Source organism: Streptomyces sp. NPDC000151 (assembly GCF_040301705.1).
Taxonomy (GTDB): domain Bacteria; phylum Actinomycetota; class Actinomycetes; order Streptomycetales; family Streptomycetaceae; genus Streptomyces.
The window spans coordinates 25,547-40,172 of record NZ_JBEPFC010000060.1; the positions used below are offsets into that span (position 1 = coordinate 25,547).

16 protein-coding genes are annotated in these 14,626 nt (G+C 72.0%); 9 read left to right on the plus strand and 7 right to left on the minus strand.

What is annotated here, in order from left to right:
• Nucleotides 1-3: 3 nt before the first annotated feature.
• From ABT381_RS18495 to hemL, 4 genes are all read right to left on the minus strand, one after another.
• Nucleotides 4-618 (minus strand): TlpA family protein disulfide reductase, encoded by a 615-nt coding sequence (locus tag ABT381_RS18495; RefSeq protein WP_351594999.1) that lies wholly within the window; start codon nucleotides 616-618, stop codon nucleotides 4-6.
• 58 nt (nucleotides 619-676) lie between these two features.
• The gene (locus ABT381_RS18500; RefSeq protein ID WP_351595002.1) at nucleotides 677-1,888 is read right to left on the minus strand and encodes a polysaccharide deacetylase family protein; all 1,212 of its coding nucleotides are present in this window, start codon (nucleotides 1,886-1,888) and stop codon (nucleotides 677-679) included.
• 145 nt (nucleotides 1,889-2,033) lie between these two features.
• Nucleotides 2,034-2,783, minus strand: coding sequence for a histidine phosphatase family protein (locus tag ABT381_RS18505; protein WP_351595005.1), 750 nt, complete (start codon nucleotides 2,781-2,783; stop codon nucleotides 2,034-2,036).
• Complete coding sequence (gene hemL / locus ABT381_RS18510) at nucleotides 2,780-4,087, minus strand: glutamate-1-semialdehyde 2,1-aminomutase (RefSeq protein ID WP_351595008.1); 1,308 nt, start codon at nucleotides 4,085-4,087, stop codon at nucleotides 2,780-2,782. The genes ABT381_RS18505 and hemL overlap by 4 nt, the downstream gene beginning before the upstream one ends.
• A 125-nt stretch (nucleotides 4,088-4,212) precedes the next feature.
• On the opposite strand from hemL, the gene ABT381_RS18515 reads away from it, so the two are divergent.
• From ABT381_RS18515 to ABT381_RS18540, 6 genes are all read left to right on the plus strand, one after another.
• On the plus strand, nucleotides 4,213-4,824 hold the full coding sequence (locus tag ABT381_RS18515) for a hypothetical protein (protein WP_351595010.1): 612 nt from the start codon (nucleotides 4,213-4,215) through the stop codon (nucleotides 4,822-4,824).
• A 120-nt stretch (nucleotides 4,825-4,944) separates the two neighbouring features.
• Complete coding sequence (locus ABT381_RS18520; protein ID WP_351595013.1) at nucleotides 4,945-5,565, plus strand: chemotaxis protein CheB; 621 nt, start codon at nucleotides 4,945-4,947, stop codon at nucleotides 5,563-5,565.
• Nucleotides 5,565-7,445: a CheR family methyltransferase gene (locus ABT381_RS18525; protein ID WP_351595016.1), complete on the plus strand. Its 1,881-nt coding sequence runs from the start codon at nucleotides 5,565-5,567 to the stop codon at nucleotides 7,443-7,445. Before ABT381_RS18520 ends, ABT381_RS18525 begins: the two co-directional genes overlap by 1 nt.
• 9 nt (nucleotides 7,446-7,454) lie before the next feature.
• Nucleotides 7,455-8,300: an ANTAR domain-containing protein gene (locus ABT381_RS18530; protein WP_351595018.1), complete on the plus strand. Its 846-nt coding sequence runs from the start codon at nucleotides 7,455-7,457 to the stop codon at nucleotides 8,298-8,300.
• Nucleotides 8,301-8,356: 56 nt separating this feature from the next.
• The gene (locus ABT381_RS18535; protein ID WP_351595021.1) at nucleotides 8,357-9,079 is read left to right on the plus strand and encodes an ANTAR domain-containing protein; all 723 of its coding nucleotides are present in this window, start codon (nucleotides 8,357-8,359) and stop codon (nucleotides 9,077-9,079) included.
• Between the two features lie 234 nt (nucleotides 9,080-9,313).
• Nucleotides 9,314-9,769 carry a tellurite resistance TerB family protein gene (locus tag ABT381_RS18540; protein ID WP_351595024.1) on the plus strand — a complete coding sequence of 152 codons (456 nt, stop codon included), beginning with the start codon at nucleotides 9,314-9,316 and terminating at the stop codon, nucleotides 9,767-9,769.
• Nucleotides 9,770-9,808: 39 nt separating this feature from the next.
• Here ABT381_RS18540 and ABT381_RS18545 read toward each other — a convergent pair whose 3' ends face one another.
• Entirely contained in the window at nucleotides 9,809-10,072 is a 264-nt protein-coding gene (locus ABT381_RS18545) for a twin-arginine translocase TatA/TatE family subunit (RefSeq protein WP_351595027.1), read from the minus strand.
• Nucleotides 10,073-10,122: 50 nt separating this feature from the next.
• The gene (locus ABT381_RS18550) at nucleotides 10,123-10,884 is read right to left on the minus strand and encodes a hypothetical protein (protein ID WP_351595030.1); all 762 of its coding nucleotides are present in this window, start codon (nucleotides 10,882-10,884) and stop codon (nucleotides 10,123-10,125) included.
• Nucleotides 10,885-11,051: 167 nt separating this feature from the next.
• Between ABT381_RS18550 and ABT381_RS18555 the strand changes: the two genes are divergently transcribed.
• Both ABT381_RS18555 and ABT381_RS18560 read left to right on the plus strand, forming a co-directional pair.
• Nucleotides 11,052-11,489: a BlaI/MecI/CopY family transcriptional regulator gene (locus ABT381_RS18555; protein ID WP_351595033.1), complete on the plus strand. Its 438-nt coding sequence runs from the start codon at nucleotides 11,052-11,054 to the stop codon at nucleotides 11,487-11,489.
• Nucleotides 11,490-11,491: 2 nt separating this feature from the next.
• A complete protein-coding gene (locus tag ABT381_RS18560) occupies nucleotides 11,492-12,430 on the plus strand; it encodes a M56 family metallopeptidase (RefSeq protein WP_351595036.1) in 939 nt (312 codons plus the stop codon).
• Between the two features lie 9 nt (nucleotides 12,431-12,439).
• Here ABT381_RS18560 and ABT381_RS18565 read toward each other — a convergent pair whose 3' ends face one another.
• The gene (locus ABT381_RS18565) at nucleotides 12,440-13,024 is read right to left on the minus strand and encodes a TetR/AcrR family transcriptional regulator (protein WP_351595039.1); all 585 of its coding nucleotides are present in this window, start codon (nucleotides 13,022-13,024) and stop codon (nucleotides 12,440-12,442) included.
• A gap of 108 nt (nucleotides 13,025-13,132) precedes the next feature.
• On the opposite strand from ABT381_RS18565, the gene ABT381_RS18570 reads away from it, so the two are divergent.
• The coding region (locus ABT381_RS18570; RefSeq protein WP_351595042.1) for an FAD-dependent oxidoreductase at nucleotides 13,133-14,626 on the plus strand (1,494 nt) is incomplete at its 3' end.

Sequence of the window (14,626 nt, forward strand, 5' to 3'; positions counted from 1 at the left end):
GGATCACTTCTCCGCGATCAGCGGGTCGATCATCTTGCGCAGCTCGTTCTCGCTGAGCGGGGTGAGCGCGCGGGCCGCGATCCGGCCCTTGCGGTCGATCGCGATGGTGGTGGGGATCGCCTGCGGGTTCAGGCTGCCCTTCGGGAAGCGCAGCATCAGCTTGCCCATCGGGTCGTACAGGCTCGGATACGGGACCTTGTGCTGCTCCTCGAAGCGGACGGCCTGGGTCTTCTTGGAGTCCCGGGTGTTGATGCCGAGGAACTGCACGCCCTTGTCCTTGGTCTGGTGCGCGACCTCGGCGAAGTTCGGGGCCTCGGCGATGCAGGGCGCGCACCAGGAACCCCAGATGTTGAGGACGACGACCTTGCCCTTGTAGTCGGCGATGTCGAGGTGCTTGCCCTTGGTGGATTCACCCGAGATGTCGGGCACCCGCTGCCGGTCGGCCGGCTTCACGGTGTCCACACCGTCCTTGCCCTGCACGAACTTCGTCTGCTCCGAGCCGCCTGAGGTACCGCCTGACCCGCAGGCGCTCAGCAGCACGGCGGCGACCGCGGCGCCGGCGGCCGGCAGGAGCAGACGGCGACGGGTGACGCGGCGGGGGACGCGGCAGGCACTCATGTGAAAAGTTTCGCATGGGCCCATTACGGATCTTCCGCACCCCCCTCGTCGGCGCGGTTCAGTCCGCCGCGAGGTACCGCCGCCAGCCGCCCTTCGGCCGCTCGCCGACGTCCAGCCCCTGGAGCCTGGCCAGCACCTTCGGGTCCTGCACGGCCAGCCAGTCGGTGAACTGCTTGAAGGACACCAGCCGCACGTCCCGGTGCCGCGCGTCCGCGATGTGCTTGATCGCTTCCTCGACGGCGTCCATATAGATCCCGCCGTTCCACTCCTCGAAGTGGTTGCCGATGAAGAAGGGGGCGCGGTTGGTCTCGTAGGCGCGCTGAAAACCGGCGATGTACGCGCCGGCGGCCTGCCGGCGCCAGCCGGGGTAGTGCGCGCGCGGGGCCCGGGTGGAGTTCCCCGACTGGTTGGCGAGCATGTTGTAGTCCATCGAGAGGACCTCGAAGGAGTGGCCGGGGAACGGGACCTGCTGGAGCGGGAAGTCCCAGATGCCGAGCTTCTTCGTGGGCCAGGTCTGGCGGCCGCCGGGCGAGCTGGCGTCGTAGCGCCAGCCGAGGTCGCGCGCTGTGGGCAGCAGGTTGTCCTGGCCGAGCAGGCAGGGGGTGCGGCCGCCGGCCAGCTCCTTGCGGTAGTCGAAGGGGAGCGGGTCGACGTCGGTGAAGCCGGTGTGCGTCCGCCACTTCGTGACGAAGTCGGTGGCCTGGTCGATCTCGGAGCGCCACTGCGCGGGGGTCCAGTGGGCGACCGAGCCGGAGCCGGTGCAGAAGTGGCCGTTGAAGTGGGTGCCTATCTCGTGCCCTTCGAGCCAGGCCGCGCGGATGTTCCGCAGCGTCTCCTTGATGTGCGCGTCGGTGAGGTACCCGATGTCGGAGGCGCCGACCGGGTTGTTCGGCGGGCGGTAGAGCGACTTCTTGGACTCCGGCAGGCAGTACAGGCCGGAGAGGAAGAACGTCATCGACGCGCCGTGGTCCCGGGCGAGGCGGCGGAAGCGGGGGAAGAGGCCGTTGCCGACCTCGCCCGCGCCGTCCCAGGAGAAGACGACGAACTGCGGCGGGGTCTGCCCCGGCTCCAGCGGCTCGGGCTTCGGGGGCTGGTGGGGCTGCGGGCCCGTCGCGGCGGTGGAGCCGTCGCCGAGGAGCTGCGGGCGGGCCCGGACGGTGGTCCCCTTGGCGGAGCCGCCGGGCCGTGCGGTGCCGCAGCCCGCCAGCCCGAGCGCGGCGGCCGCCCCTGCTCCGATGCCCAGCAGGTTCCGCCGACTGATCGCGCTCATACCGTTCCCGTTCACTCTTGCCAGACCAAAGCCCGTATATACGGACATCGGGTAAGAGAGCGGAACGGGTGCCGGGGTTCCGGCGCGATCGCATATATCTACGGCGGTACGTACGGACGGCTGCCCGTACGTACCGCCGGTGGGCTCAGGCGCCCGCTGCCTTCTGCTGCTGGCTGCCCTTCACGGACCCCTTGCCGAACCGGGGCTGGGCCCCGGCCCGCAGGTGCTCGGGCACCAGGTCCAGCGCGGGCTCGGTGTAGCCGACCGAGACGATCCGGTCGCCGTGGAAGGTGAAGGACGTCAGCGAGGCGAGCGTGCACTGCCGCTTGCGCGGGTCGTGCCACAGTCGGCGCCGCTCGGCGAAGCTGCGCACGATCCAGATCGGCAGCTGGTGGCTGACCGCGACGGCCTCGTGACCGCGGGCCGCGTCCCGGGCCGCGCCGAGCGCCGCCATCATCCGGACGACCTGCTCGATGTACGGCTCGCCCCAGGACGGCCGGAACGGGTTGGTGAGGTACTTCCAGTTCCCCGGCCGCTTGAGCGCGCCGTCGCCGACGCCGAAGGTCTTGCCCTCGAAGATGTTGCCGGCCTCGATGAGCCGTCCGTCGCTCGCGACGTCCAGCCCGTGCGCCTTGCCGATCGGTGTGGCCGTCTCCTGCGCCCGCTCCAGCGGGGAGGCGACGACGTGCGTGATGTCGCGGTCGGCGAGGTGCTCGGCAACCCGGTCGGCCATCTGCCGGCCGAGCTCGGAGAGGTGGTACCCGGGGCGCCGCCCGTAGAGCACGCCCTCGGGGTTGTGCACCTCGCCGTGGCGCATCAGGTGGACGACGGTGATGTCCTCGCCGTTGCCGCCGTTGCCGTTGCCGTTGCCGTTGCCGCCGGTCGTGCCGCTCATGCGGTGGCCTCGGCGGCGGCCCGGGCGGCGGCCGGCAGCGCGGCCGCGATCCGCTCGACGGCCCGCGCGTCGTGCGCGGTGGAGACGAACCACGACTCGAAGGCGGACGGCGGGAGGTAGACGCCCTGGGAGAGCATCGAGTGGAAGAAGGGCGTGAAGCGGAAGGACTCCTGCGCCTTGGCCTTCTCGTAGTCGGTGACGTCCTGGTCGGAGAAGAAGACCGAGAACATGTTGCCCGCGACCTGCACGCGGTGCGCCACGCCCTCCTTGGTCAGCGCCTCGGAGACCAGCCCGCGCAGCTCCGCGGAGACCGCGTCGACCTGCTCGTACGCGGCGTCGTCCAGCAGCCGCAGCTGCGTGACGCCGGCCGCGGTGGCGACCGGGTTACCGGAGAGGGTGCCCGCCTGGTAGACCGGCCCTGCCGGGGCGAGGTGGGCCATGACGTCGGCGCGGCCGCCGAACGCCGCGGCCGGGAAGCCGCCGCCCATGACCTTGCCGAAGGTCATCAGGTCCGGGGTGACCCCGTCGATGCCGTACCAGCCGGCCTTGCTCACCCGGAAGCCGGTCATGACCTCGTCGGAGATGTACAGCGCGCCGTTCGCGGAGCACAGGTCCGCGAGGCCCTGGTTGAAGCCGGGCAGCGGCGGGACCACGCCCATGTTGCCGGGCGACGCCTCTGTGATCACACAGGCGATCTGGCCCTCGTGCGCGGCGAACGCGGCACGCACGGCCTCGATGTCGTTGTACGGCAGCACGATCGTGTCGCCGGCCTGCGCGCCGGTGACGCCCGGCGTGTCGGGCAGCCCGAAGGTCGCCACACCCGAACCGGCCGCGGCCAGCAGGGCGTCCACGTGTCCGTGGTAGCAGCCGGCGAACTTGATCACCTTGGGGCGGCCGGTGAAGCCGCGGGCCAGCCGGATCGCCGACATGGTCGCCTCGGTACCGGAGGAGACCAGCCGGACCTGCTCGACCGGCGCGATCCGGGCCACGATCTCCTCGGCGAGCTCGACCTCGCCGGCGCCCGGCGTGCCGAAGGACAGGCCGCGCGCGACGGCGTCCTGCACGGCCGCGAGGACCTGCGGGTGGGAATGGCCGAGGATCATCGGTCCCCACGAGCACACGAGGTCGACGTACTCACGACCGTCGGCATCGGTGAGGTACGGACCGGTACCGGACACCATGAACCGGGGCGTACCGCCCACGGCGCGGAACGCGCGCACGGGAGAGTTCACGCCGCCGGGCGTCACGACGGCCGCGCGGTCGAAGAGCGTCTGCGAAACTGGGGCATCGTACGAGTGAGTCACGCAAGCAATGGTCTCAGAGGCGCACGGGGGCGCGTGGCCGGGCGTTTCACACGCCGGTGACGGGGGAGGTCTCTGAGACGATGATCGGGTTGCGCGGCCGAGGCTGCGAGTGGTCGGGTGGAGATATGCATCGCGGTGGCGAACTGGGCGAAGGGACCGATGACCGGGGCCCGGAGCGCGCCCGGCGCGGACGCCACCGGCGAGCGGAGTACAGCGGCGAGCAGGACCGTGCGGAGCACAACGGCACCGGGCATGTCGGCCCGAAGAACAACAGCGGGACCAGCAGCAGAGGCGGGCGCATGGGGGTGACGTACAAATACTTCGGCGCTCCCGACGGCGCCACCGCGGCCCGGGTACCGATCTCGATGCGCCCCGAAGAGCTGGGCGGTGACGAGCTCGGCATGGGCGGGATGTTCACGAAGATCAAGCCGGAGACCATGGCGGCGATGGTGCTGACCGGCATAGAGGGCATACCCCTGTCGAAGGTCCCCCCGCTGGAGCTGGTCGTCCTGCACCCCGACTACGCCGTGGTCAAGCTCCCGATGACGGTCGTCGACCCGCTGCGCGGCGTCGGCGAGGAGTCGGTGGGCGCCGCGGCCTTCATCTGGTCCACCGTCCCCGACCGCGGCGGCCCGCGCGACGCCTTCGCCGTCTACCGCCTCCTCCACGAATGGCAGGACTTCAGCCACCGCCTGCACGAGGCCGGACACCAGGCGTACTGCCTGGTGTGGCCCTGACGGACGGCGGAGGGCCGACCGCGCCGGTCGGCGTATGCGAACCAGTACTTCCGGTGGCTCCGGTCCGCGTCCTCCGCCGCTGTTCCCCTCGCACGGGCGGAGGAGACTAGGCTCGCAGGTGTGACGGCATACACGCCCGCACCGGACCACGACGAATCGGCACCGGACCATTTCGCCATCGTGGCGGTCGCCTCCTCGGCCGGCGGCATCCACGGACTGAGCGTGTTCCTGGAAGCACTGGGGACCGGGCTCTCCGTCCCCCTCCTGGTCGTGCAGCACCTCGACCCCCGCCACGGCACCGTCATCGCCGACGTCCTCGCCCGGCGCACCCCGCTCAGGGTCAAGCTGGCGGAGGACGGTGAGCAGGCCCTTCCCGGCGTCGTGTACATCGCCCCGCCCAACCGCCACCTCCTCGTCGGCTCCAACGGCGTCCTGACGCTCTCCAACAGCGAGATGGTGCACTTCGTACGCCCCTCTGCCGACCTCCTCTTCGAATCGATGGCGGGCGCCTACGGCGCGCGCGCCATCGCCTGCGTCCTCACCGGCTCCGGCTACGACGGCGCGATGGGCGTCGACGCGGTGAAGTCGCGCGGCGGCACCGTCATCGTCGAAGATCCCCGCACGGCAGAATTCCGGGGCATGCCGGAAGCGGCCGTGGAGACAGGGGCCGTGGACTTCGTGCTACCCCTGGAAGAAATCGCCGCGGTGATCCGTGGCCTGGTCGAGACCAAGAGGCAATGATGGGTGACGTGCGGGAAGCCGAGGCCGATGAGGAGCTGGAGGCACTGCTCGGCTTTCTGAGAGACACCCGGGGATTCGACTTCACCGGCTACAAGAGATCCTCCCTGGGCCGCCGCATCCGCAAGCGGATGGCGGATGTGCACGTGGAGTCCTACACCGACTACCGGGACCTGCTGGAGACCAGTGCGGACGAATTCGGCGCGCTCTTCAACACGATCCTGATCAACGTCACCTCCTACTTCCGCGACCCCGACGCCTGGGCCTTCCTCCAGCGCGAGGTGCTCCCCGAACTGCTCGCGCAGGGGGACCCCGAGGAAGAGATCAGGGTGTGGAGCGCCGGCTGTTCCAGCGGCGAGGAGGCGTACTCCCTCGCGGTCATGTTCTCCGAGGCGCTCGGCATCGAGGAGTGCCTGAACCGCGTCAAGATCTACGCCACGGACGTCGACGAAGAGGCGCTGCGCGACGCGCGCTCCGGGCTCTACACGGCGAAGGCCCTGGAAGGGCTCTCCGCCGAGCTGCGGGAGAAGTACTTCGACCAGAACGGCGCGCAGTTCAGCTTCCGCCCCGACCTGCGCCGCCGGGTGATCTTCGGCCGGCACGACATCACCCGCGACGCCCCGATCTCCCGCCTGGACCTGCTGCTCTGCCGCAACACGCTGATGTACTTCAACGTCGAGGCGCAGACCCAGATCGTCGACCGCTTCCACTTCGCGCTGCGTCCGGGCGGCTTCCTCTTCCTGGGGAAGGCGGAGATGCTGTTGAACGACACCGACCGCTTCGACGTCATGAGCATGCGCCAGCGGGTCTTCCGGCGCCGCCCCGGCGAGTCCGGTCCGCCGTACAACCCGGCCCCCGTGCAGATCCGCGCGAGTGGCCACAACGAGATCCACTCCCTCGCCCGCAACCGCCAGCTGCGCGACCTGATCCTGGACGCCACGCCCTCCCCGGCGGTCGCGGTCGACACCGACGGGGCCGTGGTGATGATCAACCATCCCGCGCGCGCCCAGTTCTCCCTCACCGCGAGCGACATCGGCCGCCCGTTCCAGGACCTGGAGATCTCCTACCGCCCGGTCGAGCTGCGCTCCCTGATCGAGCAGGCCGTGCACGAGCGGCGGACCCTGCGGGTCAACGGCGCCGAGCGGCGGGCCGGCGAGGAGGTCCAGTACTTCGACATCCTCATCCAGCCGCTGATGTCCGCCAACGGGATGCCGGTCGCCACGAGCATCACCTTCACCGACGTCACCGTGGCCACGCAGCTGCGGTCGGAGGTGAAACGGGTGCGGGAGGACCTGGAGACCGCGTACGAGGAATTGCAGTCCACCAACGAGGAGCTGGAGACGACGAACGAGGAACTCCAGTCCAGCATCGAGGAACTGGAGACCACCAACGAGGAACTCCAGTCCACCAACGAAGAGCTGGAGACGACGAACGAGGAACTCCAGTCGGGCAACGAGGAACTGGAGACCATGAATGAGGAGATGCGCATCCGCACCGAGGAGCTGGACGAGGCCCGCGCGTTCCTCGAAGCGGTCCTGACCAGCGTCGCGGCGGGTGTGGTGGTACTGGACCGGGAGACCCGGGTCAAGAGCTGGAACCGCGGCGCCGCCGAGCTGTGGGGGCTGCGCTCCGACGAGGTCGTGGAAGAGCCGTTCTTCTCACTGGACTTCGGGCTGCCCGCCGATCAGCTGCGGGACATGGTCCACCAGTGCCTGGACAGCGGACTGGGCACGGGCCCCGTCGGCGTCCCGGCCGTGAACCGCATCGGCCGGGCCATCCACTGCACGGTCGCCTGCTCGCCGTTCGACGGTTACAACGGCGGCGTCGTCCTGTTGATGGAAGAAGTGCCGGAGGCACGGGCCGATGGCGGAAAGCCCGCGTAGGCTGCCTCCATGGAAACCCGTGGTCCGTCCGGAACGGCGGCGGCCGCACGGCGTCGTGCGGCCGGGGCGCACCGACGCGCGGACCGCGCCGAGGCGCTGGCCGCACAGCAGGAACGCTTCGCGGAGAAGACCGGACATCCGCTCCATCTCCGGCTCGCGGCCACCCACCGCAAAGCGGCCGCCACCCATCGTTCCTCGGCCCATCTCCAAGAGGCGTACGCCCACCGGCTGGAGAGCTGGCGGTCGCCCGCCGGCCCGCCGCCCCCGTTCATGAGCGTGGTCGCGGACGCCTGCGGCACGGGCAGCGCCGCCCTGGCCCTGCTCGGCTCCGACCACAGCCAGCTCGCGGTCGCCGCGTCCGACGATCCGTCGCGCGCCGCCCAGGATCTGGAGTACGTACTGGGCGAAGGCCCCTGCCGGGACGCCGCCGCCGGCCGCTGCCTGGTCACCGCCTCCGGGCCCGCCATCGAGCGGCGCTGGCCCGGTTACGGCCCGGCGGTGACGGCACTGGGCTTCGGCGAGGTGGTCGCCGTACCCTTGGAAACTCCCGACGGCTGCCTGGGTTCACTGGCCGTCTTCGACCCCCGGCCAGGTATCGCCAGGTCCGCGGTCTTCACCGAGGTCACCGAGGCGCTGGTGCGCACCGTACTGCTCGGCCCGGACGCCGATCCGGAGCTCTACGGCGGCACGGACCACCGGGACACGGTGCACCAGGCGGCAGGCATGGTGTCCGTACAAGCTCACTGTCCTGTCGAGGACGCACTCGCGCTCATCAAGGCGAAGGCATACGCCGACGGGGTACCCGTCAATGAAATGGCCCGGCGGATCGTGCACGGAAAGCTCCGTCTTGCCTGACCGGCAAGGATGGCGCAAGGTTCGCGGAGCGCTGCGACTCGCCTGAAGGGGGCGTCATGACGACACCGGCACAGCAGATCGCCGACGTGTTCGTGGAACTGTCCGGAGGCACCGCGGGCACGCGCCTGGAGGTTCCCGAGCTGTTGGCCACGCTGGCGCGGTGCAGTCCCGGGTTGCTCGGGGTGCGCGCCGCCGGCGCGGAGGCGGCCGCCGACGACCGGGCGGAACCGCAGGTGGCCGGCTCCGAGGACGGCGCGCAGCTGCTGAAGCAGGAGGCGCTGAAGTGGCGCGAGGGCCCGGGCACGGACAGCCGCCGCAGCGGCCGGCCGCTCTCCGGCATCGCGTTCGACGGCCCGCCGGCCAGGCAGCGCTGGCCGCGGTACGCGCCGCGGGCGCTGGAGCTGGGGTACGCGCGCGCCGCCGCCTTCCCGCTGCGGACCGGCGAGCGGTCCGTGGGCGCGCTGGTCCTGCTCGGCTCCGCGGCGGACGACCCGGTGTCCGAGGAGGCGGCGACGCTCGCCCAGTCCCTCGCGGACTTCACCGCGCTGATCCTGATGCGCGACCACGAACTGCACGCGAGCCGGACGCTGAGCGCGCAGCTGGAGTTCGCGCTGAACAGCCGGGTGATCATCGAGCAGGCCAAGGGCGTGCTCGCCACCCGCCACTCGCTCACCATGGACGGCGCCTTCGCCCTGCTGCGCGGCCACGCCCGCGCGCACCGCCGGCTGCTCTCCGACGTGGCCCACGACGTGGTCGCGGGCCGGCTCGACCTCGGCTGACACGAAACGCACCACGGGCACGACGCGCATCGCGGACACGATGCGCATCGCGGGCACGATTCGTATCGCGGGCACGTTGAGCACCATGACGGACACCACCCCTCGGGCCCCGGCCGGGGGGGCGGCCGGTGATCCCGGCCGGACCATGCCGTCAACTTCTACACCCGTGTAGATTTCAGCTCTGCGGCGCGCCCCTGCGCGGTGCGGTGGACGAGGAACGACGAGGAGAAGCACATGGCCCTGTGGGACCGGATCAAGGACTCCGCCCAGACGATGCAGACGCAGCTGACGGCGAAGAAGAACGACCTCAAGAGCGGCGCCTTCCGGGACGCGAGCATGGCGATGTGCGCGCTGGTGGCCGCGGCGGACGGCAGCGTCGACGCCTCCGAACGCCGCCGCGTCGCCCAGCTGATCATGTCGAACGACGTGCTGCAGAACTTCCCGGCGGACGACCTGCAGCGCCGCTTCGACGGTTACCTCGACAAGCTCATCGCCGACTTCGACTTCGGCAGGGTGAGCGTGCTCCAGGAGATCGGCAAGGTGAAGAAGAAGCCGACCGAGGCGCGGGCCGTCATCCAGATCGGCATCGTCATCGGCGGCGCGGACGGCGACTTCGACAAGACCGAGCAGGCCGTCGTGCGCGATGTCTGCTTCGCGCTGGACATCCCGCCGGCCGAGTTCGACCTCTGACCCGAGAGGTGACGGGCGCGACCCGGGGCCCCGCGGCGCTCAGCCGCGGGCCCCGCCCTCCTCGGGCGTACGGGAAGGCCCCTCATGGGCGCGGGAGTTGATCACGTCGCCGGGCTGCGCCTTGATCACGCGCGGCGGCGGGCCGTCGTCGTCCGGGTGCACCCCGTCCTTCATCGCCCTGGTCTCGCTCTTCAGGATGCGGGTCGCCTTGCCGGCCGACCGCACGAGGTCGGGCAGCCGCTTGGCCGCGAGCAGCACGATCACCACGATGAGGAGCAGCGCGATCTCACTGATCCCGAACATCCCCGGTCCTCTTTTCCCCCTCCGCACGGAGGGCCTCATGAGCGTACTGGTCAGCGACGCGGCCCGGAATCGGGTCCGCCGAAGTCCGGACCGGCGAAGTCCGGACCGGCGAAGTCCGGACCCGCGAAGTCCGGACTGCTGTAGCCGAGCCGGGAAGGGCGGGAGGGCCGGGCTGCGTCCCGGTCGGATGGCGGGGCGGCGCGGAGCCGCCGCTCCAAGTACGGCCCGATCCCGCGCTCCAGCAGCGCCAGCTGCCACGCCTCGTGGGCCCGCCGCAGCCGCTCGCCCGGAGCATCGGCGCCGGACGCCCGGTGCCGGGCAGCGGTGCCGAGCAGCCCGGCGACGCCGCAGGCCAGCGACACCGCGGTGACCACCACGGACACCTGCCCCGCGGTGATCAGGGCGTCCGCGAGCGCCCGTTGCGAGGCGGCCGGCCGCAGCAGGAAGCCGAGCAGGAAGAAGACAACGGCCGCGACGGCGGCCAGGCTCGGCACCAACACGCCGAGCAGGGGCAGCAGCCCGCGCCCCCGCCGCTCCCCCTCGTCCCCGTCCCCGTTCCCATTCCCACCGTCACCCTCCCCGCCGTCCGCGCCCTCCCGGAGGGCGAGGTACGTCCGGTACTCCGGCGCGGCCGCCTCCGCGAGCAGGGCGGCCTCGGCGAGCGCGCCGCTGCGCAGCCGTCGGGCGAGCCCGCCGGTGGGGTCGGCCCGTACGGCCCGCGCGATCGCACCGGTGCTCAGTGCCCGGTCCACCAGCCGCTCGAAGTCCGCCGTGTCCCGTGCCCGCAGGCCTTCCCGCCGTAACCGCGCCATCGCTTCCCCGCTTCCGCCCCCGTTCGCCGGCACCTTGAATCTACAGCACTGTAGAAACAGCGGGTGAAGACCAGGCGTACGCCCCGGGCTCACATCAGTACGATGGCCGCCCCACGGACCGTACGACCACCACACGTACGGCCGGGGCGGCGGAGGGAGACGGCGGAGTGGACCGCGGAGCGGACCGGCGACCGGGCGAGGGGCGGCACGAGCGCGACCCCCGCGGGCGCCGGCGCGGCCAGGGCGAACTGGAGGCACAGGTCCTGTCGGTGCTGCGGCTCTCCCCGGGCCCGGCGACCGCGGCCTGGGTGCAGGAACGCCTGGACGGCGACCTCGCCTACACCACCGTCATGACCATCCTCTCCCGGCTGCTGGCCAAGGGGGCCGTCACCCGCGAGCGCCTGGGCCGCGCCTTCGTGTGGCAGGCCGCGTCCGACGAGGCGGGGCTCGCCGCGCTGCGCATGCGCCGGGTACTGGACGCCGAGACCGACCGGGAAGCGGTACTGGCCAGCTTCGTCACGGCCCTCTCAGCCGACGACGAACGGCTGCTGCGCGGCCTGCTCCACGAGGCGGCGGACGCCCCGGAAGCGCCCCCGGAGGGCTGACCGTGGGCGTGTTCGTCTTCCTGCCCCTGGTGCTCCCGCTGACCGCGTGGCCGGTGGCGCGCCTGGCCGAACAGCATCTGCACCCGCGCAGCGCCACCCGTCTGCTGGCCGGCGTGGCAGCCGTACTGGCCGTATGCAGCACGCTCTGCCTCGGCCTGATCATGGTCGTCGGCACCGCCCAGCTGCCCGGCAACCCGCTGCCGGACGGCTGGTCCGACCCGGAGGTGCGCGCGGCGGTCCCGTACGACGAGATCGCAGGCAGGGCGGCGATCCCCGCCCTGTGCGCGGTGGCCGTCGCCGGTGTCCGTACGCTCTGGCGCCATCTGCGCGTACGGCGCCGGGCGGCCCGCGCGCTGGCCGGGCTGCCGGGCTCGCGGGTCGCGGTCCTGCCGGACGGCGCGCCGTACGCGTACGCGCTGCCGGCCCGGCGGCCCGGTCCGGGCCGGATCGTGGTGTCCACCGCGATGCTGGCCCGGCTGGACTCGCGCGAGCGGCGGGCCCTGTTCGCGCACGAGCGTGCCCATCTGGCGGGCCGTCACCACCGTTACCTGCTGGCCGTACAGCTCGCGGCCCGCGCCAATCCCTTTCTGCGACCGCTGCGTACGGCCACGGAGTTCTGCACCGAACGCTGGGCGGACGAGGAGGCGGCGCAAGCGGTCGGCGACCGCCGTGTGACGGCGCGCGCGGTGGGCAAGGCGGCGCTCGTCACCCGGCACGCGCCGATGGCGGGGCTGGCGTCGTTCGCCGCTCCGGGGCCCGTACCGCGCCGGGTGGCGGCGCTGCTGCGGTCCGGACCGCCGACTCGCAGCTGGCCGCGGGCAGCCACCCCGGCCGGTATCGCCACCCTCGTCGCGGCGGCCGGCACCCTGGCCTCCGCCCTCTCCTCCGTCAACGCCACCGTCGCCCTCTTCCTCGTCCTCCAGGCGGCGACACCGCTGTAGCCCGACGGCTTACGGCCGCTCCTCCGTCAAGTACCGCTGCACCGTGGGCGCGAGCCAGGCGACGACCTCGTCGTGGCCGAGCCCCACGGCCGGCGGTATGCGGACGACGTAACGGGCCATCGCCATGCCCAGGATCTGCGAGGCGACCAGCGCGGCCCGCACCGCGGCCTCCTCCTCGTCCGGCACCGGGCAGACCGCCGCGATCACCGGCCCCAGCTGGTCGCGGAAGATCGACCGCACCCGCTCGGCGCCCGCCTCCATCGTCACGCCGACCCGCACCATCCCGGTCAGCCGCTCATCGCTCTCCCAGAGGTCCAGGAAATGGCGCACCAACCGCTCGCCCAGCAGCTCCCGCGGTACGAGAGTCAGGTCCGGCATCCGCAGGTCGATCTCCGTGGCGGCCACGAACAGGCCCTCTTTGTTGCCGTAGTAGCGCATGACCATGGAGGGGTCGATGCCCGCGTCCCTGGCGATGGCCCGGATGGTGGCGCGCTCGTACCCCTCCGCGGCGAAGCGGTCGCGGGCGGCGGTGAGGATCGCGGCCCGGGTCGCGTCGGAGCGGCGGGGGCGGGCTGAGGGATCGGTGTCGGCCATGTCAACAAGCGTAGGCCAACACCTGTTGACACACCAGAGGAGCAGCCGTACGTTGCCCATAAGCAGCCAACGAGCGTTGACCTACAAGTGTTGGCACAGGAGGCGGCCATGAACCGCAAGCCCAGCGACACCTTCCCCTCGATGACCCAGCACCCCACCTCCGACGTCCTGGTCGTCGGCGCCGGGCCCACCGGCCTGCTGCTCGCCGGCGACCTGGCCGAGGCCGGCCTCGACGTCACCCTGCTGGAGCGCCGCGCCCCCGGGATCAGCAACCTCACCCGCTCCCTGGTCGTGCACGCCCGCACCCTCGAACAGTTCGACGCCCGCGGCCTCGCCGAGGAAGTGGTCGACACCGGCCACCCGGTGACCTCGCTCCAGCTGTTCGCCGATGTCTCGATCGACCCGACCGAACTGCCCACCCGCTTCCCGTTCATCCTGGTCACCCCGCAGTTCGAGGTGGAGCGGGTACTGGAGGAGCGGGCCCGCAAGGCCGGCGTGACCTTCGCGTACGGCCACGAGCTCACCGGCGTCGACCAGGACGCCGACGGCATCACGGCCACGGTCCGCACCGAAGGCGGTGGCACGGCCGGCCACCGCGCTTCCTACCTGGTCGGGACCGACGGCGTGCACAGCGGCGTCCGCCGGGCGCTCGGCCTGCCGTTCCCCGGCAAGGCCGTCATCCGGTCCGTCGTACTCGCCGACGTACGGCTCACCGAGGAGCCGGACGCGCCGCTCGTCGCCAAGGCCACCGACGACGCCTTCGCCCTCATCGCGGGCTTCGGCGACGGCTGGTTCCGGGTGATCGCCTGGCACCGCCACCGGCAGACCGACGACAAGGCGCCGGTCGACCTGGCAGAGGTCCGCGAGCTCACCCGGCTCGCCCACGGCACCGACTACGGCATCCAGGAGGCCCGCTGGATGTCCCGCTTCCACAGCGACGAGCGGCAGGTGCCGCAGTACCGCGTCGGCCGGGCGTTCCTCGCGGGCGACGCGGCCCACGTCCACTCCCCGGCCGGCGGCCAGGGCATGAACACCGGACTCCAGGACGCCGCCAACCTCAGCTGGAAGCTCATCGCCGTACTGCGCGGCCGGGCCACCGACGCGCTGCTGGACACCTACCAGGCCGAACGCCACCCGGTGGGCCGCATGGTGCTGCGCTCCAGCGGCGCGCTCATCCGGTTCGCGCTGCTGCAGACCCGCGCACAGCGCGCGGCGCGCCTGCTGGCCACGCAGCTCATCAAGCGGGTACCGCCGGTGACCCACCGCGCGGTCTCGATGATCACCGGCATCGGCATCGCGTACGGCCGCCACCGCGGCGACCACCCGCTGACGGGCCGGCGCGCGCCCGACATCCGGCTCGCGGACGGCAGTCGCCTCTACGAAGCGCTGCGCGGCAACCGCTTCGTGCTCATCACCCCCGCGTACGAGACGCCGGAGCTGGGCGGCCGGGACGCGCGCCGCCTCGTGCACGGCACCTGGCGCGGCGACCGGCGCACCGCGCTGCTGGTCCGCCCCGACGGCTACATCGCCTGGGCCACCGACACCATGGACCGCGCGGCCCGCGCCGACGCCCTGCGCGCGGCCCTGCTGCGCTGGACGGGC